Source organism: Caldibacillus sp. 210928-DFI.2.18 (genome assembly GCF_020554505.1).
Lineage (GTDB): Bacteria > Bacillota > Bacilli > Bacillales > Caldibacillaceae > Caldifermentibacillus > Caldifermentibacillus hisashii.
The window spans coordinates 1-26,038 of the sequence record NZ_JAJCHL010000007.1 but is presented as its reverse complement, the minus strand read 5'-3'; the positions used below and the strand labels follow the sequence as shown (position 1 = coordinate 26,038).

The following is a 26,038-nucleotide window of genomic DNA, read 5'->3' as shown; positions in this document are numbered from 1 at the left end:
AAAATAACCTACTTTCTTAATAAGAAATGTTTTAACCTTTCAATAAAATGATCCTCTTTCTGCGTTTGCTCCAAACTATCATTTTTCATCAAATAGTTTTTCGTTACTATCCTCATTTGCTTGGCCGCATTTGAATTCGGTTTGAACAAAAGAAAAGGAATCTGATTCTTTACAGCCGAAATAATGGTAGAATCCTCAGGTAAGAATCCAAGAATTTCACAATCCTTTTGGAGAAATGAATTCATGACTGCTTGCAAGCGTTTCATAACTGTGTTGTTTTCTTTCTCGTTTTTCATTCGATTTCCCAGCAGGTAAAATTTTGCTTCCGGTACTTGTAAATGAATAATTTTCATTGCGGAATAAGCATCTAAAATCGATGTAGGTTCCGGTGTAACGACAACGATAAGCGTTTCGATGCCGGAGAGCAGCCGGACAAGTTCATCATTCATCCCCGCGCCAATATCAAAAATCAAGTAATCATAATCATATAAAACATGTTTCAATTCCTGAAGCAGGTGTTCAACCCGATCCTTTTCAAGTTTGATCGCACGGTTTAGACCCGTGCCACCGGCAATATAATGGATATCATAGTTTTTTTGAATAATATCATCTAATGAATATTCTTCTGTCAGAAAATGAGCAATGGTTTTTTCTGCCGTTTTGCCCAAGAGAAGATCAATATTTCCCATACCTACATCTAAATCAAATAATAGCACTTTTTTCCTATGTTTTGATAGAGAAATTGAAAAGTTTAATGCAAAATTCGACTTTCCGACCCCTCCTTTACCGCTGATGACGGCAATGGTTTTTGCACGTTCACCATCTAACTGTCGCTTTATCCGAGCACGCAATTTTTCTGCTTGATCAGTCATTGTTTGTCTCTCCAACAATTTGATTAATGATAGTGTCATGCGTAGCAACAATGATATCGTCCGGGACATCTTGACCCGTTGTGATATAGGCAATGGGTGTATGATATTTATAAGAAAGATTAAGCAATGAACCGCAGCGACTTGTTTCATCCAGCTTTGTAAAAATAAATTTATCAATCGGTAAGTTGGAAAATTGCTGATAGATCGTTTCTAAATCTTCCTCTTTCGCAGTTAAGGAAAAGACTAAATATGTCTCCATTTCTGTATGAAAATCAATGGTCTTTTTTAGATCTTCAATATGCTTTTTATTACGGAAATTTCTCCCCGCTGTATCTATGAAAACATGATCAAAAGCGGTAAATTTTTCAACTGCTTGTTTAAAATCATTTAAGTTGTAGCAAACTTCAATCGGGACATTCAAAATTTTCGCATAGGTTTTTAATTGTTCTACTGCAGCAATTCGGTAAGTGTCTGTTGTGATAAAGGCTACTTTTTTCTTTTGCTCAATCGCTTTTATTGAAGCTATTTTCGCTAAAGTTGTTGTTTTCCCTACACCTGTAGGACCAATTAAGGCAATATACTTTTTTTGAGGCGCCTCTCCAAATTCCAGCGGCTTTATATACTCCATCAGTGACTGAACAATAAAATCATATGCGGTATTTTCATCCACCTGTTCCTTTTTACTGTAATAATGCCCATATATATCTTCCGTTAATTGTTGTAAAATCGTCTCACTGATGTTTTGGTTGAACAATTTTCGGTAAATTTCCCTGTACGGAGACGGGATATGTTCAATCGATAGATGCCCCCGACTTGATACTTGCTTAATCAATTGTTTTAAGTCGCGGATTTCCTTTAAAATCATTTCTTTGTTTTCCCCTGTTTTATTTTGGACAGGTTGCGGTGGTTGCAGATCTTTTCGCTTCATTTCAGTGTTCATTTCCATCCGGGGAAAATCGATTTTCTCTTTTTGAGATGGTTGGACCATATCATTATCCAGTGCAGCAATGACTTCGATATTTTTTTTGCGAAATAACCCGAAAAAGCCACCTGTATAAATAATTTTTGAATTTAATATTACAGCATCTTTTCCTAGATCTTTACGGATTTTTTTCATTGCTTCCGGCATGTTCGGAGCTATATATTTTTTTACTTTCAACTGATATTCACCACGCCCACACTTTGGATTTCGATATTCGCATCTAATTCATTATAGGATAGAATCGGTACTTGCGGAAAATATCTTTCTGTTAATTCTCGAACGTACATCCGGATAGCCGGTGAACAAAGAATAATCGGCGTTTGATTATACAATTGCATTTGTTCAATTTGTTTTCGAATATTTTCAAGAATAGCTTGCGAAGTTGACGGATCCAAAGCCAAATAATTACCATGTTCTGTTTGTTGGACATGGTCAGCAATCAATTTTTCAACTTGACCACTTAATGTAATCACCTTAAGAGGATTATTTTCTTGAATATATTGGTTTGTTATTTGCTTGGCTAATGCTTGCCGAACGTATTCAGCTAAAATCTCAGGATCTGTTGTCACTTTACTAAAATCAGCCAATGTTTCAAAAATGACCGGTAAATTCCGAATGGACACACGCTCTTTTAACAATTTTGCCAGTACTTTTTGAACATCACCCACAGATAAAGGGTTTGGTGTAACTTCCTCAACAAGAATCGGATAATTTTCTTGCAAATGATCGATTAATTGTTTTGTTTCTTGTCTTCCTAAAAGCTCATGAGCATAGTTTCTTAACACTTCTGTTAAATGTGTACTAATCACAGATGGTGGATCGACAACCGTATATCCGGCCATTTCCGCATTTGTTTTCATGTCTTCTGTAATCCATTTTGCCGGGATACCGAAAGCCGGTTCAACGGTATCGATTCCTGTAATTGACGGATCATCAACTCCGGAACTAATTGCTAAATAGTGTTCCAGATAGATTTCACCTTTTCCGACTTCATTACCTTTAATTTTGATTCGGTATTCATTCGGAGCAAGTTGAATATTATCGCGAATGCGGACAACAGGAATAACAAGACCAAGTTCCAATGCCAATTGTCTTCGAATCATGACGACCCGGTCCAACAGGTCCCCGCCTTGATTCGTGTCAGCAAGCGGGATTAATCCATAACCGAATTCAAACTCTATCGGGTCAATCGTTAATAAATTGACGATGTTTTCCGGTTTCCTCATATCATCTGTTGCAACTTGTTCTTCAGACTCAACTAATTCCATTTTTTCTCGATTTCCTACATTGGACAATCGGTATCCGCCGACAATAAGCATACCGCCAATTGGTAATGTGACAAAATCCTGGATTGGCGTAAATAACCCGAGTATAACAATGGTTCCACCGGCGACATACAACATTTTCGGATAGGCAAATAATTGAGCGATGACATCGGATCCTAAATTCTCTTCAGACGCAGCTCTTGTTACAATGATTGCCGTTGCTGTAGAAATTAATAACGCCGGCAACTGGCTGACAATCCCGTCACCTACAGTCAAAAGTGAATAATGGGATGCAGCCTCTCCAAACGGCATTCCATTTTGAACCATTCCAATAATAATCCCGAAAATAAGATTAATAAAGACAATGATAATCCCGGCAATGGCATCACCTTTGACAAACTTACTTGCTCCATCCATTGCTCCGTAAAAATCCGCCTCACGAGAAACCTTTTCCCTTCGTTTTCGGGCTTCCTGTTCGGAAATCATCCCGGCATTTAAATCAGCATCAATGGCCATTTGTTTACCGGGCATCGCATCTAATGTAAACCGAGCCGCTACTTCTGCCACCCGTTCCGCACCCTTGGTAATGACGAGAAAATTTATAATTACGAGGATGAAAAAAACTACGAGACCAACTAAGACATTTCCGCCGACGACAAAGGTTCCAAATGTTTCAACAACACCCCCGGCATCACCTTGTGAAAGAATTGAACGTGTTGTGGAAACATTTAAACCAAGTCGGAATAAGGTCATTATCAATAAGAGAGAAGGAAAAATAGAAAAATCCAGCGCCTCACGCATGTTCATTGTCACCAAAAGAACAAGCAATGCCAAGGAGATATTTATGATAATTAAAAAGCTCAACATTCCCGGCGGCAATGGAATAATAAGCATAACAACAATAAGTATGACACCAAAAACAACGGATAAATCTTTTAGTTTCATTCCTTACTCCCCTATCTAAATAAGTAAAAAACGATCATTTTCAATTTCGTTATACTTTCTTTTTCAACCGGTATACATAAGCCAATACTTCAGCAACAGCTTTAAAAAATTCTTCCGGTATTGCCTGGCCAATTTCAGTTTGGTGATAAAGACTTCTGGCTAATGGCCGGTTTTCAATCATGACGACCCCATTTTCTTTGGCAACATATTTTATTTTTTGCGCCAAATAGTCCACACCTTTGGCAACAACAAAAGGTGCATCCATTTTATTCTCATCATATTTCAGTGCAACAGCATAGTGGGTAGGATTCGTGATGACGACATCGGCGGTCGGAATTTCCTGCATCATTCGATGAAAGGCAATTTCTCTTTGCCGCTGTCTTCTTTTTGACTTAATTAACGGATCCCCTTCTGTATTCTTAAACTCTTCTTTAATATCTTGTTTTGACATACGGATACTTTTTTCGAAATCATATTTTTGATACATATAATCTAGCAATGCCAAAAATAACAGGCCCCCTGTTGCAAACAAACCCATTTTTACCGTAATGGAACCGACAATTGATAAACTTGCTCCTGCCGATTTAAAAATAAGGCCAAGAATTTCCTTCAAATGTGTCCATAAAAAAGCAAAAGCAATTGCACCGATGACGACTACTTTTAAAATTGATTTCAATAATTCAACCAAAGCCCGTAATGAAAAAATTCTTTTAAATCCTTTGATCGGATCGATTTTTTCCAACTTCATTTTCAAAGGTTCTGTTGTACTAATAAACCCGACTTGAATATAATTGGCCAGTAATGCGGCTATAAATCCCGCCAACATAACCGGTCCCACCAGCATGAAAACTTCCTGAAACAAATCCAGCGTTATTGTTTCAATCGTATTCGTTGTCACTTCTTGAAACACATATTCTTCAAATGTTTGATAAAAAATGCGATTCAAACCTTCCAGCATATTTGAACCTGTAAATAAAAGAACAAAAAAGACTGCCAGTAAAATAATAGCTGTATTGACATCTTGACTTTTCGCGGTCTGACCCTTTTTTCGTACATCTTGACGCTTTTTCGGGGTCGCTTTTTCCGTTTTTTCTTCCGCAAAAAATTGCAAATCCACTTTTAACATTCGATATCTTCCTTTGATGAAAACAAGCAGACCAAACACAAGTGAAAAACTGTGCCCGTTTCCTATTAGTTATTTGCTAGCCGCCAAGCAGTGACATCAAGTCTCGCAATGAATAAAGCAATAGTTCAAATAGACTTTTGACTGAAAAAATCATTGTCCCCATAACAATGAAAAGAATGATAATGCCTGCTAAAATTTTTACAGGAAAGCCAACGACAAAAATATTCATTTGCGGAACAGTTCTCGCTACGATACCTAAAGCGACATCAATCAAGAACAGACTGGCTACAACAGGAACCGACATTTGAAAACCGATGATAAACATCGCTGAGAAAACTTTTCCAATCAATTTGACTGTGTTTTCATCGCCAAAATGTAAAAATGGTTGATCAATCGGGATAAATTGATAACTTTGATATATTCCATCTATTAATAAATGATGACCGTTAACCGATAATAAGAATAGGAATGCAAAAATATATAGATATTGTCCTAAAATCGGACTTTGAGCCCCGGTTTGCGGATCAATCACATTGGCAATGGCAAAACCCATTTGAAAGTCGATAAACCCACCTGCAATTTGGACAGCTGATAAAATAATGTAACCAATAAGTCCCAGTGCAATACCGGCAATTGCTTCCTTTATAACTAAAAGAATATATAGCATATCGAACTCAATCGGATCGGTATCAATTGTAAAGACGATAACATAAGCAAGATAAAGAGCCAGACCAATTTTCACTCGAGCAGGGATGGTTCGATATGAAAAAATCGGTATAACGAGAAAAAATGATAATACTCGGATAAAGACTAATAAAAAAACAGGGATAGAAGTAAGCAACACTTCCATTGAATCAACCTACAAATCTAGTTAAATTTGAAAAGATATTTTCCGCATATTGAACCATGTGACTGACCATCCAAGGTCCAAATACAATCATTCCCAATAATACCGCCAAGATTTTAGGAACAAATGCTAATGTTTGTTCTTGTATTTGCGTGGTCGCTTGGAAAATACTAATAATTAAACCGACAACCAATGCAATAAGGAGAAGCGGCCCCGAAACAATTAAAATTGTATAAATTCCTTGTTCTGCCAATGTAATTACTGATTCACTAGTCAACTATGTTCACCTACTTAAAAAGTTTGCAACAATGATTTAACAACCAAATGCCAACCATCTACCAAAACAAATAATAATATTTTAAAAGGCAGTGAAATCATAACCGGCGGTAACATCATCATCCCCATCGACATAAGGACACTTGCAACCACCATATCAATGACGAGAAATGGAATAAAGATCATAAAACCAATCTGGAATGCAGTTTTTAATTCACTGATGGTAAATGCCGGAACCAATGCCGATAACGGTATGTCCTCAACCGACTCGGGAGGTTCCGCTCCGGTATATTCTAAAAATAACGCAAGATCTTCCTGTCTCGTATATTTACTCATAAATTCTTTAAATGGTACTACCGCTTTACTATAGGCTTCTTCTAAATTGATTTCATTATTAAATAAAGGCTTTAGTGCTTCATCATTTACTTGACTGAACGTCGGAGCCATAATAAAAAATGTCATAAATAAACTTAACCCGATAATCACTTGGTTTGGTGGAGTTTGTTGCGTACCGAGACCCGTTCTGACAAATGATAGTACAATAACAATTCTCGTAAAAGAAGTCAGCATGATTAAAATGCTTGGTGCAATTGTTAGAACCGTTAAGAGAAGTAACAGCTTTACTGATGTTGATACTGTTTCCGGGTCACTATTATTAAATAAAGACATAAACTCATTCATTTATCTTTAAACCCTTTCTCCACATTCTCTTCATATGCTTTCCTTCTCTTTTCGGCGATACCATGCAATTGATTTTCCAATTCTTTTTTAAATGATTGATTTTCCTCGGCATTTTCTTTTTTTGTCTTTAAATGAGCTGTCAATTTTGAAATCATGTCTTGGGGCTTGACCATTTGCTCCATACGGTTATGAAATTGGTCAATAATCATGTTTACTTCTTGTTCATCATTAATCTCCTTTAAAAGCTCTACATTTTCACCGATACCAACCACCAAAATTGAATTCCCCACTTTAATCATTTGAACAGACCGATTCCCGCCTAAATTGGTTCCGCCTAAATTTTTCATTGTTTGTACAGAAGGGGATACATTGTTTTTCTTTTGCAGCCATTTCAACAATCCAAATAACATGCCAATAACAATGACCAACATAAAAATGGTCTTCACGATATCCCATGCCGTTACACCAACTTTTTGCGAAGGAGCTTCAGCTGTTTCATTTTTTGGGGGCAGCGATTTATTCTCGGTCTTTTCTTGATCTGCTCCTTCATCCTGCTGCTGAAAATATTCATAGACACTACCATCGACATTTTTTTCTGCATGAACAGTCATTTCATCCACATTGAAGAGGGATGAAGTCATAATTAAAATGATTAAAAGGGCGCTTTTCATCCGATTCATAATTTTCGAGCTGCCACCTACTTTCAGAAAATGAAACAATGAAATATTCAAATAACCATTATTGGAATCGAGAATAACGGTTTTATTTTCCAATTTAAGATAATGTCTTTTTAATAGCTTCCAAGACACGGTCTGCTTGGAAAGGTTTTACGATGAAATCTTTTGCACCGGCTTGAATGGCATCAATCACCATAGCTTGTTGCCCCATTGCTGAGCACATAATGACTTTTGCATTTGGATCAATTGCGCGAATTTGTTTTAATGCAGCAATTCCATCCACCTCAGGCATCGTAATATCCATTGTCACAAGATCCGGATTAAGTTCTTTAAATTTCTCAACGGCTTGTGCTCCATCGCTAGCTTCACCTACAACTTCATAACCGTTTTTTACCAAAATATCTTTAATCATCATTCTCATAAATGCTGCATCATCAACAATCAGTATTCTCTTAGACATAAGAATCCTCCCCTGATACTATTTCATGTTTTTGATTCTGTCGGATTGGCTAATAATATCAGTGATCCGAACACCAAAATTTTCCTCAATGACTACTACTTCACCTTTGGCAATTAATTTACCGTTAACAAATATATCTACCGGCTCCCCGGCTAATTTATCCAATTCAATTATTGAACCTGATGACAATTCCAGTATCTCTTTCACTACTTTTGTTGTTCTTCCCAATTCAACAGTCACTTGTAAAGGAATATCAAACAACATTTGTAAATTTCTGCTTTCTTCTTCGGTTGTATGAACTGGCGAAAAATCGGAAAACACTGCCGGTTGTACATGTTTTTTCCGCTCGTCCGTTTCCAAATGTCCGGCATGTCCAAATGTTACCGGGTCCCTTTGCAAGTGTGACTCCTCTTGGTAAGAATGCAATGGAGTTTCTCCCCCTGTATTTCCGTACATCGGATTAGGTACCTGCTGAGACATTTCTTCTTTTTGCTCTAAATCCGTAACGTCATCAACCATTACTGTTGCTGATGCTTCTTTGGCTGAAACATGCATTAAATCAGATACCAAGCTTTTTGCAAAAGGAAGCGGTAATAGTTGCATAATAGAAGAATTGATTAAATCCCCAACGATTAAGCGAAAAGAAACTTTAACCATGTAGTCATCCGGTGGTAAACTGTCTGTTCCTTTTCCTTCCGGGATATTTAATAAATCAACAATTGGCGGTGAAATTTCGACCCGTTTATGAAAAATGGTCGACATGCTCGTTGCTGCACTTCCCATCATTTGGTTCATCGCTTCTTGAACGGCACTCAGTTGCAATTCACCAATTTCCGAATCAACATCCCGTCCGGTTCCGCCTAACATTAAGTCTGCGATGACACTGGCATCATATTGATTAATCACCAACAAATTTGAACCAAGGAATCCGGTTGTGTAGTTGACGGCAATGGCAACATAAGGTTTTGGAAATTCTTCAACCAACTGATTTTTCCTTATTACGGAAACATGAGGAGTTGTGATTTCCACCTTTTGATTTAACAAGGTTGAAAGGGCTGTTGCAGAACTCCCGAATGATATATTACCGATCTCCCCTAAGGCATCTTTTTCCACGGGAGATAAAATTTCCTCTTCATCTGACGAATGTGATTGGGTATCTTCTTCTGTATCTTTTGTTCCATTTAATAAAGCATCGATTTCTTCCTGGGAGAGCATTCCATCATTCATCATTCTCATCTCCCTCCTTCAATTCTTCAAGTATTTGGACAGCCAATTTATTATTTAGTTTTCCAGGCTGTGCTAAAAATTTCGGCTTTCCTTCCACCTTTATGATTATCGGTTGGTCTATTTTTCTATTCAATTCAATACAGTCACCTTCCGTTAAATTTAAAAATTCCTCAATCGTTATTTCCGACTGACCTAATTCAGCAATAACCGGTAATTGAGTATGTTTTAAATGTCTTTTTAGGACAAGAAGTTTTTCCGGCTCTGCTTGTTTTTTTTCTGTTTGCATCCAATAAGAAACCGATAATTTTGAGATAATTGGTTCCAACACAATATGAGGAATACAAATATTAATCATCCCGCTCGTTTCTCCAATTACTGTATTTAAAGAAATGACAACAACCGTCTCATTAGGAGAAACCATTTGTAAAAATTGCGGATTTACTTCAAAGCTTTGTAAGACAGGATTAATATGTGTAACAGTACTCCATGCCTCCTGTAATTGTTCAAAAGCATTTTCAAATAAATTCGTCATAATTTTCGTTTCAATATCAGTTAATTGGTCAATTTTATTTATACTTGTTCCCATTCCGCCTAAAATCCGGTCAAGCATGGCATAAGCAATATTTGGATTAATCTCTATCAATAATCTTCCCTCTAGTGGAGGAACTTCATATAAATATAAAACGGTCATTTTCGGAATGGACCGAACAAACTCTTCGTATGGAATTTGATCGGCACTTGCGACTTCAACATGAACATACGTCCGCAGTTTTGCCGAGAAATGAGTGGTTAAAAGTCGGGCTAAATTATCATGAATTCTCGTTAAACTGCGAATTTGTTCTTTTGAAAAACGGAGCGCCCGTTTGAAATCGTAAGTACGAATCTTTTTTTCTTCTTCTTCTTTTTTGATTTCTTCTGCATTTACTTCACCAGTAGATAAAGCAGAAAGTAACGCATCGATTTCACTTTGGGAAAGTATCTCACCGGATGGCAAGTTTGTCACCTCCAGCCATCAGATATTTTTCAATGAAGTTATAAATTTTGCTATAGGATATTAATAGATTCATTGGATGATTGTCGAGGTAATGTAAACTTGGATGATTTTACCTTCCTCCATAAATTCACTCAAACTTTCTTTTAAGTCCTTTTCCAATTTTACTTTCCCTTCCGTCCCTTCCAAATCTTTCGCTTCTAAACCGGATAATTTTTTTATTATCACATTTTCCACTTGAAAGTTTCGCTTTTCTAATTCTTCTTTCGCTTTTTTACCATCCGTTTGAATCGTAAAAGAGATACGAATATAATCACCGTTTAACAAATTTGTTGTAATTTCAGGGATTTCTACTGAATTCTCTACTATTTCATCTGCTGTCGGCTTGCCACCCGCAGCCTCAGTTCCTTTCATAAAAAAATAGTAAAGACCAACAGCAAGAGCAATGATTACAACCGACATAAATATCAGGAGCAGTCTAACTGTTTTTTTCAAGACCGGTTTCCTCCTTCCGTTGATCTATTGTAATCATCCGGATATCCCGATAAAATTGTTTTGTTAAAGAAACGAGCGTCTCGACATCTTCTCTTACAACATACCTTTTTCCATTTGTCAAAAGGACCGTTGTATCAGGAAACGATTCGACCGTTTCAATTAAGAAAGCATTTAAATAAAAGGTATTCCCATTTAACCTTGTTAACTTTATCAAAACAATCACCAAACTTTTCTAAAATAAAATCTGTTTATAGTTATCAAGGAGGGGACCGGAGACCATGATTTTCCCCGGCATTCCTCCCAGATTATATAATCAGCTTCGTTCAATTATTGGTTAACGTTTTAAGTTAACCAGTTCTTGAAGAATTTCATCTGAAGTCGTAATGATCCGGGAATTGGCTTGAAAACCACGTTGGGCAACAATCATTTCTGTAAACTCCTCGGAAAGATCAACGTTAGACATTTCCAGTTTACCGGAAACAACTGTACCGTATGAGCCACCGCCAATTCCAAATTGAGGATCACCGGAATTCGGTGAACTTTGATATAAGTTTCCTCCGGCTTTGTCGAGACCTTCCGCATTGCTGAATCTTGCTAATGCGATATTACTAATTGTATTTACTGTTCCATTTTCATACTGGGCAATAATTTCACCGGTTTGGGAAATGCTGATACTTTGCAGCCCAACGGAGTTACCTCCTTCATCAATTTGTTTTGGGATTGTAATATCTCCTCTTGCATTTGTCTCAGGATTAAACCCTTGTACTCTGAAGCCGTCCGAATTTACTAATAAGCCGGTTTCATCGATATAAAAGTTTCCTGCACGGGTAAAGTAATCTTGTCCGCCATCATTGACGACAAAATAGCCATCTCCATTGGTAATCGCCAAATCTAGTGGACGACTTGTGTTTTGCATACTGCTTTCCGTATGAATCGTATCAATCGAAGCAATTTCGGAACCTAAACCAACTTGTTTTGCGTTAATTCCCCCTCGGGTAGCAGTTCCCCCGGAAGCTGAACCGATTGTTTGATACATTGCATCTTTGAAAGTAATCCGACCTTTTTTGAATCCAAAAGTGTTTACATTCGCAATATTATTTCCGATTACGTCCAATTTGATTTGCATGTTTTTCATACCGGATATTCCTGAGTACATTGATCTAAGCATAAATACATTCTCCCTTCAATTTTCAAATTGCCTGCTTCAGTCAATCAGCAAGGCTCGGCTTTCCTTTTGAAGGTCCGGCCGGTCTATATAATAATGGTTCCATTGATATTAGTGAAAATTTGTGAGTTGGTCTCACTACGGTCCATTGCAGTAATAACCGTTTGATTTTTTGCACTGACAATTAAAGCCGCATGGTCTAAAAGAACTAATGATTCATTGACACCCATTTGTTTCGCCTCGGTTACTTTTTCACTAATTTTCTTCCAATCTTCCGAGCTAATTTCTATATTTCTTTGTTCGATGCGTGTTTTCGCATGTTTGCTAATGGTTAAATTGGTATCATTTTTTATCGCCTCTTGCAAATGGTCGGCAAAATTCGTATTTGTCGTTCTACTTTTGTTTTCTGTATTCAATTTTTGGATACCAATTGGTGGAATAAATGTATTTCTTATTTGCATTTCATCAACCCCTGACTCCAGATTAATTTCCAGAGAATCATTTTTCAAGATCGCCTAAGCAACCATGATTGAAAGAATTTGGTCGATTGTCAATTTCGTTCCTGTTTGATCATTTACTTGATAAAAAATTTGCCTGTCTTTTTGACTTACTGCTTGAACGATGGCATATTGCAGTTCACCTTTTTCTTCCCAAGAAACCTTTTTTCCTATGAGATTGCTTGCATTGGCAAGTTGATTCCCCTTTTCTTGAACCGACACCCCTGAAATATTACTAGGTGCTAATTCTGTACCGTCTTTCAAATACAATTTCACACCATCACCGGTAAATTTGATTGAAGTAATGATTCCTGTCCCGCTTTCGGTAATTGGTTCAGCTTTATCATCGTTACGATAAGTGATTTTGTCCCATTTTACTTCCATTCCAAGTAAAGATTGGTAAGAAAGCATTTGCTGTTCCTTTTGAACGGAAATTAACTCTTCCATCGACTGATTCATTGTTATCATTTGTTCGAGCTGGGAAAAGGTTGCCATCTGGGCAATAAATTCACGGTCTTGCATTGGATTTAACGGGTCCTGGTTTTGCAATTGGGTTACCAATAACTTTAAAAATGCATCTTTTCCCAATGTATTATTATTTGTAGAACTCTGTTTGGCATTTGATAAATAATAACTTGAATCTATAGTATTCGTCATGAAATCACCTAAATTTCATAATTTAATAGTGTTGCCTTAAAAGTTTCCATGAAATCTTCATTATTTTGTTCATCTTTTTTTTCTTCATGTTGTTGATATCCACGTTGATCATTATTTTGGTTAGGCTGTTGATGATTAAATCTTTCCTGCTGAATATCATCAAGAAAATCAATCCGATTAATTGGGATATTTTGCTGCACGAGTGCTTGTTTTAATGCTTGAGATTGCGACTCTAATAACTCTCTAGCACTTGTCGTTGACGAAATAATCTTTGCAACAAGTTCATTATGCTGTTGAATGAGTTCAATTTTTAATGTGCCTAAATGTTCTGGCTTTAACTGGATAGTCAACTTTTGTACTTGACCGTTTTGGTAAAATTTACTTTTGGCTAAAAGTGTTTCAAAATCTTTTATAAAACGTTCCATCGTGACCGGCTTGTTCCCTTCCAATAATTGAAGCGATCCACTTGTGTTAGGAGTTTGGACAGTTCCCGCTTCTATTGGCTTTCCTGATAATTGTTGATTTTGACCGGTTTCATCTGATCCAAATTTTGGCAGTTCACTGACATCAATCACTTCATTGTTATTGACCATATGCGATGATGGTGCATCTCCGGAACTTTTCATATCAACGTTCCGAATCGTTAAATAGGGCTGTTTACTTCTAAACACCGAAAGATCTTCAACCTTCTTATCTGTAACCAACTTAGCAAAAGCTTCTTGCAATACAGCCGATTTTTTCATATCTGCTTGTAAAGTTTGATAAAAGGTTTTTATTATCTTTTCCTGTTCTTGTGTAAGCAGGTTGCCGGGATGTTTATTATCATTCATGAGTTGATAGAGAACAGCCGCGGTCTTAACCACATTTGTGAAACTTTGACTTTGATCTAAGTGAACCACTTGAGTAAAATCAAATTGGTTCAGGAATTGCAAAAGATTAACGAAACCTTGAAGATTTCCTTGATCTTTATTTACCTCTTCCAAAAGTTGTTGAATTTGTTCTTGAATCTGTTCGTCTTCTGTTCCATTATCCTTCGTTTCTTTAAGTAAAAAACCGAGAATATTCTGGATGGAAGTTAATAAATCACCTGCGTCAATACCAGTAAGTTCCAATAGCTTTTCCAAATTTAACGAATCATCTTTACTTGCTTCCGGATGGCCTAATCCTTCAAGTAAAGCTAGTTCTCCTTGGTTTATATTCTGTCCTTGGTTAACATTCTTTCCTTGGTTGGCATTTTCCTCAAGTAAATGATTTGCAAACAAAGCCAGTAACTGTTCAAAACTGCCGACTTGTCCCTCTTGGCTAACTAGCGGGTCATGATTTTGTTGCGGATTTGTTAATAAAACTTGCGAATTGCCCGAGACACTGATCATGTTTTCACCTCCTTTCAAGTTTACATAGTTTTATTGATTAGCTAATTTAGCGGTGAAATTGGCGGCCTTTTCTACCGGCATTTTTTCCAGAATCCGTGCCAATGTATCCTCTTTTAAATCGGTCATAATATTAAGCGCTGTTGTTTCATCCATTTGTGCCAAAATATTTGCGGCACTTTGTGGTTTCATCTTTTCATATGTTTTGATAACTTCATTCCATTGCGTATCTGTTTCATTTTGTCCATTTGCATTTTCATTTCCCGGCTCTGCTTGGTTATTTTGGTTCGTTTCAAAATTTTTCTTCTCTTCTTGTAAAGTTGCTATTTCTTGGTCTTTCTTTTCTAATTCCGACTGCAAATCTTCAACTTTTTTTTCCTGATTTTTTAATTGGGCCTGAAGTTTATTGATTTGCTGATCATATTCTTCTATTGAAGTGGTTGCCATATCCTTACTGGAAAACAAACTTCCAATGACAGGTATTTTTGCTGCTTCCTGAAAAATATTCAATCCCGAAACTGTGGATATAATGAGAACAATGGTTAGAATGAGCAAAAAAGGGATGATGACAAAATAAAATAGCTTCTTTAAAATTCCCGATTTGTTTTCTTCCATTGTTTTATTTTCCTCTCTCATTGTGACATTACTTCTCCCTCGCCACGATTTGCATAGAAATTTCGTCCATTACTTTACGATCTTCCACATCCAGAAAATGGAGAAATTTTTCGTATTCTTTGCTTTTCATCTTTTCCATTTTTTTAACTTCAATATTTTTTTCAATCAGGCGTTGTTCCTCTTCCTGCATATGTTTGCGGGCATGAAAGACTAATTGTTGGTAGCTGTCAATTTCTTTTTGTAAATTTAATAAATAATGTTGTCCTAAACGAATTTCCTGGATACTGACCCCGGATTCAATTTTTTTTAATTGCTGTTCTTCAATATCTTCCTTTTTCTTCAATAATTGATAAAGTTTTTCTGCGACATCTTCAAACTTACGGATGGCTTTTTCATACATAAATACCTGCTCTTCTTTTTCTTTTTCACGCAAGTCTAAAAGTTTTTCCAGTTTAAATGTGAATTTCACTGATAATCACCTGCGAAAAGTTTATTTAATAAAGTAATACTTTCTTCCATTGAAATTTTTTCATCCGTTCGTTGTTTTAAATATGAAATGATTTTTGGATAATACTCAATGGCTTTATCGATTTCCTTTGAAGAGCCCTTTTTATAAGCACCTATGTTGATTAAATCCTCCGATTGTTCATACGTATTTAATAAATCTCTAAAACGGTTGGCGGCATCAACATGCTCTCTAGTAACTAAAGAGTTCATTAATCTACTGATACTTTTCAAGATATTGATGGCAGGGTATTGCCCTTTATTAGCTAAATTTCTGTCTAATACAATATGTCCGTCCAATATCCCACGAACAGTATCCGCAATTGGTTCATTAAAATCATCACCATCAACGAGTACGGTGTAAATCGCCGTAATGGATCCATTTGCATTAGTACCGGTCCGTTCCAGTAAAATGGGCAACATGGAAAAGACAGAGGGTGTGTATCCTTTCGTTGCCGGAGGTTCACCGGTTGCCAGTCCTACTTCTCTTTGTGCCATCGCAATCCGGGTGACGGAATCCATCATCAGCATCACATCTAAACCTTTGTCGCGATAATATTCTGCTATTGCCGTTGCAGTATACGCACCTTTAATTCTCATCAAGGCAGGTTGATCACTTGTCGCTGCCACTACAATCGAACGTTTTAACCCTTCTGGACCGAGATCATGTTCAATAAATTCTCGAACTTCCCTACCTCGTTCACCGATTAATGCTATTACATTTAAGTCTGCTTTTGTATTTCGGGCAATCATCCCCAGCAATGTACTTTTCCCAACACCACTACCTGCAAAAATACCGATTCGTTGCCCTTTTCCAATCGTTAATAAGCCGTCAATGGAACGAACACCAACTTCTAACGGTTTCGTAATTGGCGGCCGATGAAGCGGATTGGGAGGTTTTCGTTCAGTTGGCCAGCTACGTAAATTATCAGGGAGGAGCGAACCATCCAACGGTTTTCCCATGGAATCAAGTACATTCCCTATCAATGCATCCCCTACTTTAATATCCAAAGGTTTTTCCGTACTTTCTACCAACCAGCCCGGAGCAATATCACTTACCGTTGTAAAAGGCATAATATAGACATTTTCGTCTTTAAATCCGACGACCTCTCCTAATATTTTTTTCTTCCCTGAGCCGCTTTTCGGATAAATGTAACAAATATCGCCAATCGAACAAGTGGGTCCTTTTGATTCAATCATGATTCCCACAACTTGTTTAACCCGGCCGTATCGTTTGTAAGTATCAATGGTTGCAAGATGATGTACTAAATCGATTGCTTTCATTCTTCATCACCAATGAATAGTTCAAACAATTTCTTTTTTATTTCCCGGAGTTGGGTATCAAGACCGACATCCATCCGTAATCCATCCGTTTCAATTATACAGCTCGTTTCTGATAAATTTTCGTCAGGATAAATATATAGTTGTCCATCATGAAAATGAGGCAAAAGTTCATCTCTTTTGTTGACAAGTAAGGCATAACGGCTCGGATTTACATAAATTTGAATCTCTTTATAATTTTTCACTTCATCAATTGCCTTTTTTACTAACGGTAAAAACCTTTCTTCATTTTCATGTAAACTTGAGCAAAGAATTTTTTCAGCAACTTTAAGACTTAAAGTCAAGATTGTTTGTTCGGATTTACCGACACAATTTTGGTATTCAATCTTTGCCTCATCAACAATGGACTTAGCAAATTGAATAAGTTCTTCCACTTCACGATAACCTTTTTCTTGACCAAGTTGAATTCCTTTTGAATAACCTTCATGATGCGCTTGTTGGTAAATTTTCTCTTTTTCCTCGGCAAATAACCGCTTTTCTTTTTCTATTTGCCGGCGAATTTGATCTGCTTCTTGATTTGCACGTTCAACAATTAAATTTGCTTCTTTAGTAGCCTTTTCGATTTGTTCATTATTTTGAAGAGATTGAATGGATCCGTCTGTTTCTTCATGTGGTTGTCTTGAACGATTCATTGTCAATAAACGGATCGTTATTTTTTCTTCCATTTCATCTGTATAGGTTCTTTTAATAACGTTAGACAATGATATCATCTCCTCCCCCACGAACAATAACGATTTCTCCTGCCTCTTCCAGTCCACGAATGATCGAAACGATCCTTCCTTGCGCCTCCTCAACATCACGTAAACGGACAGGCCCCATAATCTCAAGTTCTTCTTTAAATGTATCACGCATCCGTGTTGACATATTTCGAAAGATGATTTCTTTCACTTCATCACTGGCGACTTTTAGTGCAAGCAGTAAGTCTTCATTTTCGCAATCTCGAATAATCATTTGAATAGCACGATTATCAAGAGTGACAATATCTTCAAAGACAAACATCCGTTTCTTAATTTCTTCTGCCAGCTCAGGATCTTTCTTTTCCAAACCTTCGAGTATTGTTCTCTCTGTCGCCCGATCGACACCGTTTAATACTTCCACAATCGCCTCTATACCACCGGTTTGCGTATAATCATGCGTAAATGTTGCGGAAAGTTTTTGTTCCAATATTTGTTCTACCTCATAAATTACTTCCGGTGATGTGCTGTCCATTAAAGCTATTCTCCTAGCAACATCCGCCTGCATTTCCTCAGGTAAATTGGATAAAATGGTTGCTGCCTGGTTAGCGTCTAAATAGGAAAGGATTAATGCGATCGTTTGCGGGTGCTCATTTTGAATAAAATTTAATATTTGATTTGGATCCGCTTTTCTGGCAAAATCAAACGGTCTCACTTGTAATGCTGAAGTCAAACGATTGAGTATGGCTGTTGCCTGCTCACTTCCTAAAGCTTTCTCTAGTATCATTTTTGCATAGCCGATCCCGCCTTGGGAAATATAATCTTGAGCTAAGGCAAGATTATGGAATTCCTCAATAACTTCTTCTTTCTTATCAGCTGTAACATTTTTTATCGTGGAAATTTCCAATGTTAATTTTTCAATTTCTTCCTCTGTTAAATATTTATAAACAGATGCTGATACGTCGGGACCAAGCGAGATGAGAAGGATAGCGGCTTTTTGTTTTCCGGTCAATTCTTTTTTTTCAGCCAAAAAATCACCTCCTTACTCTTGAGAAAGCCATGTACGTATTAGTTTGGCAAATTCATCTGGTTTTTCTTTTGCCATCTTTTCAATTTGGTTCTTTCTAATCATTTCTTCTGTTTCTTTCGGTTCATTTAAATCCGGAACATATAGCGGTTCTTGTTTTGTTTCAATAACTTCTTCTTCAACCTCTAGTTCTTCCCGTCGTTTACGTAAAAACAAAATGAGTAAAACAATAATCACAAGTGCCAGAATACCGATGATGATATAACCCAAAACAGGAAAACTATTTTTTGCTGTTTGACTTGGATTCGTCGCTTTTCCTAATAACGGTTGGAAAGTGACAGAAATTTTATTTTCAATATCCGCATCGGTCAAATTACCGTTATTATCGGATTTATCAATTGAGGTGCGGACAATTGTGCTTAACATATCCTGAATTGCTTGCTCTACCTCCGTCGAAACAGAATCGGGATTTTTGGCATTTGGCGGTTCAACAATCACTTGGATTCCCAAGTCGCGAATTTTAAAAGGACTTTCAACAATTTCTTTACGGATTTTATTCACTTCATAATTGATCGTTTCTTCCGTTTTTTCGTAATCCCCATTACCTGTTGTTCCTTCCGTATAACCGGTCAAAGTATCTCCGGTATCTTCTGCTTGTGGAACGCCACCGTTTGCAGCATTTTCACCTGTGTATGTTTCACTGATTCGTTGAGCGCTGACAGCAATTCCTTCCATATTTTCTTCATCAACAGGTTCGACTAGGTTTTCTTCACGGCTCTCTTGTGTAAAGTCGATATCGGCCGTCACCGATACAGCTACTTTATTTTGACCCATCAACGTACCCAGCATGCTCTGAACCTGCCGTTGTATATCACGTTCTATTTCTTTTTTAACAGCAAATTGATTTTGTAAATCTGTTCCATTTGAAGAATTTTTTGCATTTTCTAAGTCATAGTACTCAAAATTTTGATCCATGATGACGATATTATCAGTAGGAAGGTTTGGTACTGATTTTGATACAAGTGTATACAATGCTTTAATTTGTCCTTCCGAAAAATCGTATCCGGATTCTGTTGTTAACACAATTGATGCGGAAGCTTCTTCATTTTGGTCCTTGACGAAGATGCCATTTTCCGGAAGGGTAATCATGACATTTGCATCTTTAATTCCGTCAATGCTTTTAATCAAGTTGGCCAGCTCGGTTTGCATAGCATCCAATTTCATGACATCAAACTCATTATCTGTCATGCCAAGCCCGGCGTTTTCACTAAAAAATGAGTAATCGATACTGCCTGTTTTAGGAATTCCTTCTGCCGCCAGTTCCACAAGTAATGTGTTAACAGATTCTTTAGGTACGTTTATTGTCGTACCGCCATCTGTAATTTCAGATCGAATCCCTTTTGCATCTAGCGCCTCTTTTATGCTCCCTGTTTCTGCTGGAGTGAGATTACTGTATAAAGGAACCATCGTTGTTCTCGTAGTAAAAAAAACAAGAACAGAAACAATTATAATAAATAAAATAATTGAACCGATCAAAAGGAACTTATGACGTTTTGTTTTCCCCTGCCAATTATTTTTTATTTTCTCTATTGTGTTTTGCAACGTTTCTTTCATCTATCTCTCTCCGAACAGTGATTTTTAATTAAAGTACCTCAAATATCTTTTGCTTTTTAGACTTGCATTCTCATAATTTCTTGGTAAGCTTCAACTACTTTATTACGTACTTCCATTGTTGCTTGTAATGTAATGGAAGCCTTTTGGGAAGCAATCATAACATCATGCAATTCTACGTTTTCTCCTAAAGCCATTTTCTTTGTTAAGTTGTCAGACTGTATTTGAGCATCATTTACTTGATTAATGGCATCCTTTAAAAAACTCGAGAATGTTTTTTGTGCTTTATACGGAGTAACTGCCGATTGATTCGCCTCCGAAACAGCACCGACATTCAAAGAAATCGGGTTGATTGCCAACAGTAACACCTCCTATATTAGATTTTACTATCGAAAACTATGTATCTATCATTCATTCACCATATTCTATTTTCCAATGTCCAATGCTTTGACTAACATAGATTTTGAAGCATTAAAGACGGTAACATTCGCTTCGTAAGATCTTGTTGCACTAATTAAATCAACCATTTCCTTTAAAGGATCCACATTTGGCATCTGTACATAACCATTTTCATTTGCATCAGGATGTTCAGGGTTAAAAACAAGTTTATAAGGTGTTTCGTCTTCTACAATTCTTGAAACTTTTACACCCGAGGTTACCGTATCTTTATTCATCGCCTTATTTAATAAAGTTGAAAATTGTTCACCCTTTGGTTCCAGAACAACCATTTTCCGGCGATAAGGAACCCAATTGCCATTTACGTATTCTGCACGGGTAGAGTCAATATTGGCAATATTTGACGATATTACATCCATCCGTAATCTTTGTGCTGTCAATGCACTGGAAGTAATGTTCAGACCTGAAAACAATTTTATTTGCCTCCCTTAATAACCGATTGGAGCGTTTGAAACTTCCCGCTTATTCTATCGATTAACGCATTGTAATAAATTTGGTTTTCCGCCAATTTTGTCATTTCTTGATCGACATCGACACTATTGCCGCTTTCATTATATTGGATATTATTTTTTACAATTGTTACAGTTCCATTTTCTGAAGGTGAGAAGGGTATATGTTTATTGTTTGTTATTTGTGCAGATAAGTGTTTTGTATTTTTTAACTCATTTTTTAATACTGTTTTAAATGGTAATGCCTCTTGTGCCTTATAATTTGGCGTGTCAACATTGGCAATATTTTGCGAAATAACTTTTTGTTTTGTTGTTGAGTAATCCAGTGCTTGACCCAAAATAGAAATTGTATCAGAAAATATTTTCATCCCAGTCTACTCCTTGTCATCAAATTGACATAAAACACATATATACGACAAATTTCGCATTCTTCATCTATTTTAAATCGTAATGTAGATAATGTCTATAAGAGGTCCCAATATATTCATAGGTAATTCTCCCTATTTTTCCTATGTGAACAAAAAAATCATGCCATTATTACTAAAAAAATGACATTGTTTTTTATTATTCGACATATCATAGTAATTTTCCTTCTATTGTGACAAAAATTTCAAAAAGAAAAAGTGCGACCATCTTCCTGCTCTCATCCACTAGGAGCATAATTGTCCTGTGAAAAAAGAACTAGGCATGGCCGCACTCTTTCATACATTCATTTATTTATTATGATCTAACTTTTTCAAGTTCTTCTAAAAACTTATCGTTCAATACTTTAATAAACGTACCTTTCATACCTAAAGAACGAGATTCGATGACACCGGCACTTTCTAATTTTCTCAATGCATTGACGATGACTGAACGGGTAATTCCTACTCGGTCGGCAATTTTCGATGCGACAAGTAGACCTTCTTTTCCGTTTAATTCTTCAAAAATATGTTCAATTGCTTCTAATTCACTATAAGAAAGTGAACTGATTGCCATTTGCACAACTGCTTTACTACGTGCTTCTTCTTCAATTTCTTCCGATTTTTCACGTAAAATTTCCATACCGACAACAGTAGCACCATATTCAGCTAAAAGCAGATCATCATTATTAAATTCACGACCTAAACGGGAAAGAATCAATGTTCCCAATCTCTCGCCACCGCCGTTAATTGGTACAATAGTCGTTAAACCTGTATTAAATAGTTCTTTATTTTCGACTGGAAATGCAGTGTATTCACTGTTTACATCTATGTTTGCTGTTGTTTCAATAACATTGAATAAACTCTTTGTATATTCTTCCGGGAATTGACGATCTTCTAACATTTGTTTCATTCGATCGTTTTCAATTTGCTCGGTAATGGCATATCCTAATAATTTTCCTCTTCTGCTTACGATAAACACATTTGCATCAATAACTTCACATAAGGTTTCCGACATTTCCTTAAAGTTAACTGGTTTTGCTCCTGCGCTTTGTAACATTGCATTAATCTTTCTTGTTCTTGATAATAGTTCCATTATTCTTCCTCCTAATAATTTGAATTTTGCTTTGAATATTATTTCGACATTGCTAAATTGCAGGTGTTGAAGCACTGCTAGAGAATAAATCGACTTAAATCCTTATCTTTTACGATAACTTCAAGTTTTTCGTCAACATATTGGGCATTTATTACAATTTTCTCCAGCGAAATCTCAGGAGCCTCAAATGAGAGATCCTCAAGTAATTTTTCCATGATTGTATGTAATCTTCTTGCTCCAATATTATCTGTTTGTTGATTTACTTCAAATGCAACTTCAGCAATTCTATGAATAGCATCGTCAGAAAATTCTATTTTTATACCTTCTGTTTCCAATAATGCAACATATTGTTTGATAATGGCATTATTCGGCTCAACAAGAATCCGAATGAAATCTTCAATTAGTAATTTATTGAGCTCAACACGGATTGGAAATCTTCCCTGTAACTCAGGGATCAAGTCCGATGGTTTTGCCGTATGGAACGCACCTGCTGCAATAAATAATATGTGATCCGTTTTTACCGGACCATATTTCGTTACAACGGTTGAACCTTCAACAATTGGTAAAATATCCCGCTGTACACCTTCCCTGGAAACGTCAGCTGAATTATTTGAACTTTTGCTGGTAATTTTATCAATTTCATCAATGAAGATGATACCGGTTTGTTCAGCACGGAAAATTGCTTCTTGGATAACCTCATCCATATCAATAAGTTTGTTTGCTTCCTCATTAATTAATATTTTTCGTGCGTCTTTTACCGGCAGTTTTCTTTTCTTTTTCTTTTTAGGTAACAGGCTAGTTAGAGCATCCTGCATATTCATACCCATCTGTTCAATGCCGGTCCCCTGAAACATATCAAACATGGAAGGTTGTTGTTCTTCGATTTCGATGGTAACAATTTCCTCTTCTAATTCACCATTCGCAAGTTTTTCCCGGATCAATCTTCTCTTTTCAGCTCTGTTTAATTCATCTGAATCATTTTTCAACTGTTCCTCTTGATTCGGTTGACTGCTATTACCAAACAACATTTCAAACGGGTTTTTAAAATTCGTTTCTTTTTTGCCGGATGGAACGAGAATGTCGACAAGACGATTATTTGCATTTTCTTCTGCTTTTTCTTTTACTTGTAGCATCATTTCTTGTTTCACTAACCGTACGCTCGTTTCCACTAGGTCACGAACCATGGATTCGACATCACGTCCAACATAGCCTACTTCTGTAAACTTAGTCGCTTCAACCTTTACGAACGGCGCTTTTACCAATTTGGCAATTCTTCTTGCTATTTCCGTTTTACCAACACCGGTCGGACCAATCATTAAAATATTTTTTGGAATAATCTCATCACGAATTTTGTCAGGCAATAAACTTCTTCGGTATCGATTACGTAGTGCAATGGCTACAGCTCTTTTTGCCGCCGTTTGACCAACGATAAATTGATCTAACCTCTCGACTATTTGCCGCGGAGTTAATTCAATAGACTTTTTCATTTCAACCATTTTGTTTCACTCCTTAAATGAACCCCGTCGTTAAATCTCTTCAACAATAATGTTTCCATTTGTAAAAACACAAATGTTTGCAGCGATCTCTAAGGACGCTTTTGCAATTTCTTTAGCTGACAGACTTTCACCGGCAAATTGTTTTAGCGCTCTTCCAGCAGCCAATGCATAATTTCCACCGGACCCAATTGCTAGAATATCATCATCAGGTTCAATCACTTCACCTGTGCCCGATATAAGTAGCATTTCTTTTTTATCCATGACAATGAGCATTGCTTCCAACTTTCGTAATACCCGGTCACTCCTCCAAAGTTTCGCCAATTCCACTGCGGCTCTTTGCAAGTTCCCGTTAAATTCTTCTAATTTTCCTTCAAACATTTCAAAAAGAGTGAATGCATCAGCGACTGAGCCGGCAAAACCTGCCAATACTTTGCCGCCATAAAGTCTCCGCACTTTTCTAGCTGTATGTTTCATTACAACGGAGTTCCCTAAAGTTACCTGACCATCACCAGCCATTGCACCCTTGCCATTATGATGAATGGCGAAAATAGTTGTTGCGTGAAATTGTTCCACTCCCATGCCTCCTTTTACTCAAGCACGCGGATGATGTGCAAGATAAGTTTTTTTTAAATGCTCTTTTGTAAGATGTGTATATGTCTGAGTAGACGATATGGAAGAATGGCCGAGCAATTCTTGAACCGTTCGTAAATCCGCGCCACGGTTCAATAAATGGGTTGCAAAAGAATGTCTGATCATATGTGGATGAATATGTTTATTCATTCCTGATTGTTTGATCATTTCATCAAAAATATATCGAATACCTCTTGCTGTAAGGGGAGTACCCTTTTGGTTCACAAAAAGATACGGATGGTTTTGTTTACCCATCAGTTTTTTACGACCATATTCAATATATTCGTGAATTGCTTGATTGGCAAATTTTCCATACGGTACATAGCGCTCTTTATTTCCTTTTCCTTTTACAAGAAGAATCGATAAATGTTGGTCTAAATCACTAAGCTTAATCCCCGCACATTCACTTACGCGTATACCTGTAGCATATATGATTTCCAGCAGAGCTTTGTCCCTTTGACCAGCTGGTGTTGAGCAGTCAACGGATTGAAAAAGAACTTCAAGTTCTTCTTCGTAAAAGAAGTCAGGAAGCTTTTTTTCCAATTTTGGTAAGGAAACTTGAGCAAAAGGATTCGTGTCTACTTTAGATTCTCTCATTAAAAACTTAAAGAAGGAACGGATGCTTGAAATTTTTCGAGAAATCGTTTTCTTTGCAAATCGTTGCTCAAATAATTTGGTTAAATATAAACGTGCATCTTGATGGGTAACCTCATTAATGCTTGGAATAGCTTGTTCATCCATGAACATGAAAAAAGTTTTCAATTCATGTTCATAACTGTCGATCGTGAGTTGTGAGTAATTTTTTTCCAGCTGCAAATATTCGATGAACTCCTTAAGCAATAAATTTACATTTTCCATCCGTTTCACCTCTTTAGGTGGCTACTTCATACTACCATAAATTTTTGAATATTGCAATAGGTGTTCACGATTTATTCATAAATTTCTGAAAAGCCTCACGCTGTAAAGAAGTTTTCAATTTCAGCAGATAATGAGTCAATTTTCGACAACACGCAACATTGAACATTATTACACACATATATATATTTTGTCCATAAAAAAAATCTATAATAACCGTTAAATTTTGAAAGTTTTTTGAAAGGGAAAGCAAACCATTATTTTAATGAATTAGAATCCATAAAAAACTTATAAGTAAGAAAAGCGCAGAGCGCCCGCTTAGCGACGTACAAACTGGAGCGCCCCGCAAT

The 26,038-nt window shown here is 36.7% G+C and carries 30 protein-coding genes; all 30 read right to left on the bottom strand.

All coding sequences use genetic code 11. The features are described 5' to 3' along the window. Nucleotides 1-8: 8 nt before the first annotated feature. The 30 genes from LIZ98_RS03105 to xerC all read right to left on the bottom strand — a co-directional run bounded on the left by LIZ98_RS03105 (nt 9) and on the right by xerC (nt 25,691). Nucleotides 9-872, bottom strand: coding sequence for a MinD/ParA family protein (locus LIZ98_RS03105; protein ID WP_227138973.1), 864 nt, complete (start codon nt 870-872; stop codon nt 9-11). Beyond that, a complete protein-coding gene (flhF, locus tag LIZ98_RS03100; protein ID WP_227138974.1) occupies nt 865-2,031 on the bottom strand; it encodes a flagellar biosynthesis GTPase FlhF in 1,167 nt (388 codons plus the stop codon). Before flhF ends, LIZ98_RS03105 begins: the two co-directional genes overlap by 8 nt. After that, nucleotides 2,028-4,064, bottom strand: coding sequence for a flagellar biosynthesis protein FlhA (gene flhA, locus LIZ98_RS03095; protein WP_227138975.1), 2,037 nt, complete (start codon nt 4,062-4,064; stop codon nt 2,028-2,030). The genes flhF and flhA overlap by 4 nt, the downstream gene beginning before the upstream one ends. A 49-nt stretch (nt 4,065-4,113) precedes the next feature. Next, complete coding sequence (flhB, locus tag LIZ98_RS03090) at nt 4,114-5,190, bottom strand: flagellar biosynthesis protein FlhB (protein WP_227138976.1); 1,077 nt, start codon at nt 5,188-5,190, stop codon at nt 4,114-4,116. 76 nt (nt 5,191-5,266) lie between these two features. Continuing rightward, nucleotides 5,267-6,040 (bottom strand): flagellar biosynthetic protein FliR, encoded by a 774-nt coding sequence (gene fliR / locus LIZ98_RS03085; protein WP_041846597.1) that lies wholly within the window; start codon nt 6,038-6,040, stop codon nt 5,267-5,269. Between the two features lie 4 nt (nt 6,041-6,044). Continuing rightward, entirely contained in the window at nt 6,045-6,314 is a 270-nt protein-coding gene (fliQ, locus tag LIZ98_RS03080; protein WP_041903233.1) for a flagellar biosynthesis protein FliQ, read from the bottom strand. Nucleotides 6,315-6,328: 14 nt separating this feature from the next. Beyond that, the gene (fliP, locus tag LIZ98_RS03075) at nt 6,329-6,994 is read right to left on the bottom strand and encodes a flagellar type III secretion system pore protein FliP (protein WP_108897939.1); all 666 of its coding nucleotides are present in this window, start codon (nt 6,992-6,994) and stop codon (nt 6,329-6,331) included. Continuing rightward, the gene (locus tag LIZ98_RS03070; RefSeq protein ID WP_152032344.1) at nt 6,991-7,674 is read right to left on the bottom strand and encodes a flagellar biosynthetic protein FliO; all 684 of its coding nucleotides are present in this window, start codon (nt 7,672-7,674) and stop codon (nt 6,991-6,993) included. Before LIZ98_RS03070 ends, fliP begins: the two co-directional genes overlap by 4 nt. A 94-nt stretch (nt 7,675-7,768) precedes the next feature. Continuing rightward, complete coding sequence (locus LIZ98_RS03065) at nt 7,769-8,131, bottom strand: response regulator (protein WP_108897937.1); 363 nt, start codon at nt 8,129-8,131, stop codon at nt 7,769-7,771. A gap of 18 nt (nt 8,132-8,149) precedes the next feature. After that, complete coding sequence (gene fliY / locus LIZ98_RS03060) at nt 8,150-9,361, bottom strand: flagellar motor switch phosphatase FliY (RefSeq protein ID WP_108897936.1); 1,212 nt, start codon at nt 9,359-9,361, stop codon at nt 8,150-8,152. Continuing rightward, nucleotides 9,351-10,352, bottom strand: coding sequence for a flagellar motor switch protein FliM (gene fliM, locus LIZ98_RS03055; protein ID WP_108897935.1), 1,002 nt, complete (start codon nt 10,350-10,352; stop codon nt 9,351-9,353). The genes fliY and fliM overlap by 11 nt, the downstream gene beginning before the upstream one ends. A 69-nt stretch (nt 10,353-10,421) precedes the next feature. Continuing rightward, nucleotides 10,422-10,844, bottom strand: coding sequence for a flagellar basal body-associated protein FliL (gene fliL, locus LIZ98_RS03050; protein ID WP_041848577.1), 423 nt, complete (start codon nt 10,842-10,844; stop codon nt 10,422-10,424). Then, the gene (locus LIZ98_RS03045) at nt 10,828-11,058 is read right to left on the bottom strand and encodes a flagellar FlbD family protein (protein ID WP_041848578.1); all 231 of its coding nucleotides are present in this window, start codon (nt 11,056-11,058) and stop codon (nt 10,828-10,830) included. Before LIZ98_RS03045 ends, fliL begins: the two co-directional genes overlap by 17 nt. 120 nt (nt 11,059-11,178) lie before the next feature. Then, nucleotides 11,179-12,012, bottom strand: coding sequence for a flagellar basal body rod protein FlgG (gene flgG / locus LIZ98_RS03040; protein WP_108897934.1), 834 nt, complete (start codon nt 12,010-12,012; stop codon nt 11,179-11,181). A gap of 83 nt (nt 12,013-12,095) precedes the next feature. Then, complete coding sequence (locus tag LIZ98_RS03035; protein WP_034769779.1) at nt 12,096-12,470, bottom strand: TIGR02530 family flagellar biosynthesis protein; 375 nt, start codon at nt 12,468-12,470, stop codon at nt 12,096-12,098. A gap of 54 nt (nt 12,471-12,524) precedes the next feature. Then, a complete protein-coding gene (flgD, locus tag LIZ98_RS03030) occupies nt 12,525-13,163 on the bottom strand; it encodes a flagellar hook assembly protein FlgD (RefSeq protein WP_108897933.1) in 639 nt (212 codons plus the stop codon). A gap of 8 nt (nt 13,164-13,171) precedes the next feature. Beyond that, a complete protein-coding gene (locus tag LIZ98_RS03025) occupies nt 13,172-14,536 on the bottom strand; it encodes a flagellar hook-length control protein FliK (RefSeq protein ID WP_227138978.1) in 1,365 nt (454 codons plus the stop codon). Nucleotides 14,537-14,566: 30 nt separating this feature from the next. Beyond that, entirely contained in the window at nt 14,567-15,169 is a 603-nt protein-coding gene (locus tag LIZ98_RS03020) for a MotE family protein (RefSeq protein WP_227138979.1), read from the bottom strand. 7 nt (nt 15,170-15,176) lie between these two features. Then, on the bottom strand, nt 15,177-15,617 hold the full coding sequence (gene fliJ, locus LIZ98_RS03015) for a flagellar export protein FliJ (protein ID WP_227138980.1): 441 nt from the start codon (nt 15,615-15,617) through the stop codon (nt 15,177-15,179). Then, nucleotides 15,614-16,936, bottom strand: coding sequence for a flagellar protein export ATPase FliI (gene fliI / locus LIZ98_RS03010; protein WP_227138981.1), 1,323 nt, complete (start codon nt 16,934-16,936; stop codon nt 15,614-15,616). The genes fliJ and fliI overlap by 4 nt, the downstream gene beginning before the upstream one ends. Further along, complete coding sequence (fliH, locus tag LIZ98_RS03005) at nt 16,933-17,694, bottom strand: flagellar assembly protein FliH (RefSeq protein ID WP_227138982.1); 762 nt, start codon at nt 17,692-17,694, stop codon at nt 16,933-16,935. The genes fliI and fliH overlap by 4 nt, the downstream gene beginning before the upstream one ends. Continuing rightward, on the bottom strand, nt 17,687-18,697 hold the full coding sequence (fliG, locus tag LIZ98_RS03000) for a flagellar motor switch protein FliG (protein WP_108897930.1): 1,011 nt from the start codon (nt 18,695-18,697) through the stop codon (nt 17,687-17,689). Before fliG ends, fliH begins: the two co-directional genes overlap by 8 nt. Before the next feature lie 12 nt (nt 18,698-18,709). Beyond that, nucleotides 18,710-20,308, bottom strand: a complete 1,599-nt coding sequence (gene fliF / locus LIZ98_RS02995) for a flagellar basal-body MS-ring/collar protein FliF (RefSeq protein ID WP_227138983.1) — start codon at nt 20,306-20,308, stop codon at nt 18,710-18,712. Nucleotides 20,309-20,364: 56 nt separating this feature from the next. Beyond that, entirely contained in the window at nt 20,365-20,658 is a 294-nt protein-coding gene (fliE, locus tag LIZ98_RS02990) for a flagellar hook-basal body complex protein FliE (protein ID WP_227091227.1), read from the bottom strand. Nucleotides 20,659-20,730: 72 nt separating this feature from the next. Further along, nucleotides 20,731-21,174: a flagellar basal body rod protein FlgC gene (gene flgC, locus LIZ98_RS02985; RefSeq protein ID WP_255601984.1), complete on the bottom strand. Its 444-nt coding sequence runs from the start codon at nt 21,172-21,174 to the stop codon at nt 20,731-20,733. Nucleotides 21,175-21,176: 2 nt separating this feature from the next. Continuing rightward, on the bottom strand, nt 21,177-21,578 hold the full coding sequence (gene flgB / locus LIZ98_RS02980) for a flagellar basal body rod protein FlgB (RefSeq protein WP_227138984.1): 402 nt from the start codon (nt 21,576-21,578) through the stop codon (nt 21,177-21,179). 352 nt (nt 21,579-21,930) lie between these two features. Next, the gene (gene codY / locus LIZ98_RS02975) at nt 21,931-22,707 is read right to left on the bottom strand and encodes a GTP-sensing pleiotropic transcriptional regulator CodY (RefSeq protein WP_034769761.1); all 777 of its coding nucleotides are present in this window, start codon (nt 22,705-22,707) and stop codon (nt 21,931-21,933) included. 77 nt (nt 22,708-22,784) lie between these two features. Beyond that, nucleotides 22,785-24,194, bottom strand: coding sequence for an ATP-dependent protease ATPase subunit HslU (gene hslU / locus LIZ98_RS02970; RefSeq protein WP_034769865.1), 1,410 nt, complete (start codon nt 24,192-24,194; stop codon nt 22,785-22,787). Between the two features lie 39 nt (nt 24,195-24,233). Beyond that, nucleotides 24,234-24,776 carry an ATP-dependent protease subunit HslV gene (hslV, locus tag LIZ98_RS02965; RefSeq protein ID WP_095141134.1) on the bottom strand — a complete coding sequence of 181 codons (543 nt, stop codon included), beginning with the start codon at nt 24,774-24,776 and terminating at the stop codon, nt 24,234-24,236. Between the two features lie 18 nt (nt 24,777-24,794). Next, entirely contained in the window at nt 24,795-25,691 is an 897-nt protein-coding gene (xerC, locus tag LIZ98_RS02960) for a tyrosine recombinase XerC (protein WP_034769757.1), read from the bottom strand. Nucleotides 25,692-26,038: the final 347 nt, after the last annotated feature.

Coding starts and splice junctions, on each gene's coding strand:
- LIZ98_RS03105 (WP_227138973.1), bottom strand. CDS start 872: ATGACTGATCAAGCAGAAAAATTGCGTGCTCGGATAAAGCGACAGTTA.
- flhA (WP_227138975.1), bottom strand. CDS start 4,064: ATGAAACTAAAAGATTTATCCGTTGTTTTTGGTGTCATACTTATTGTT.
- flhB (WP_227138976.1), bottom strand. CDS start 5,190: ATGTTAAAAGTGGATTTGCAATTTTTTGCGGAAGAAAAAACGGAAAAA.
- fliR (WP_041846597.1), bottom strand. CDS start 6,040: ATGGAAGTGTTGCTTACTTCTATCCCTGTTTTTTTATTAGTCTTTATC.
- fliP (WP_108897939.1), bottom strand. CDS start 6,994: ATGAATGAGTTTATGTCTTTATTTAATAATAGTGACCCGGAAACAGTA.
- LIZ98_RS03070 (WP_152032344.1), bottom strand. CDS start 7,674: ATGAATCGGATGAAAAGCGCCCTTTTAATCATTTTAATTATGACTTCA.
- LIZ98_RS03065 (WP_108897937.1), bottom strand. CDS start 8,131: ATGTCTAAGAGAATACTGATTGTTGATGATGCAGCATTTATGAGAATG.
- fliY (WP_108897936.1), bottom strand. CDS start 9,361: ATGATGAATGATGGAATGCTCTCCCAGGAAGAAATCGATGCTTTATTA.
- flgG (WP_108897934.1), bottom strand. CDS start 12,012: ATGCTTAGATCAATGTACTCAGGAATATCCGGTATGAAAAACATGCAA.
- LIZ98_RS03035 (WP_034769779.1), bottom strand. CDS start 12,470: ATGCAAATAAGAAATACATTTATTCCACCAATTGGTATCCAAAAATTG.
- flgD (WP_108897933.1), bottom strand. CDS start 13,163: ATGACGAATACTATAGATTCAAGTTATTATTTATCAAATGCCAAACAG.
- LIZ98_RS03025 (WP_227138978.1), bottom strand. CDS start 14,536: ATGATCAGTGTCTCGGGCAATTCGCAAGTTTTATTAACAAATCCGCAA.
- LIZ98_RS03020 (WP_227138979.1), bottom strand. CDS start 15,169: ATGAGAGAGGAAAATAAAACAATGGAAGAAAACAAATCGGGAATTTTA.
- fliI (WP_227138981.1), bottom strand. CDS start 16,936: ATGAAAGCAATCGATTTAGTACATCATCTTGCAACCATTGATACTTAC.
- fliF (WP_227138983.1), bottom strand. CDS start 20,308: ATGAAAGAAACGTTGCAAAACACAATAGAGAAAATAAAAAATAATTGG.
- flgB (WP_227138984.1), bottom strand. CDS start 21,578: ATGAAAATATTTTCTGATACAATTTCTATTTTGGGTCAAGCACTGGAT.
- codY (WP_034769761.1), bottom strand. CDS start 22,707: ATGGAACTATTATCAAGAACAAGAAAGATTAATGCAATGTTACAAAGC.
- hslU (WP_034769865.1), bottom strand. CDS start 24,194: ATGAAAAAGTCTATTGAATTAACTCCGCGGCAAATAGTCGAGAGGTTA.
- xerC (WP_034769757.1), bottom strand. CDS start 25,691: ATGGAAAATGTAAATTTATTGCTTAAGGAGTTCATCGAATATTTGCAG.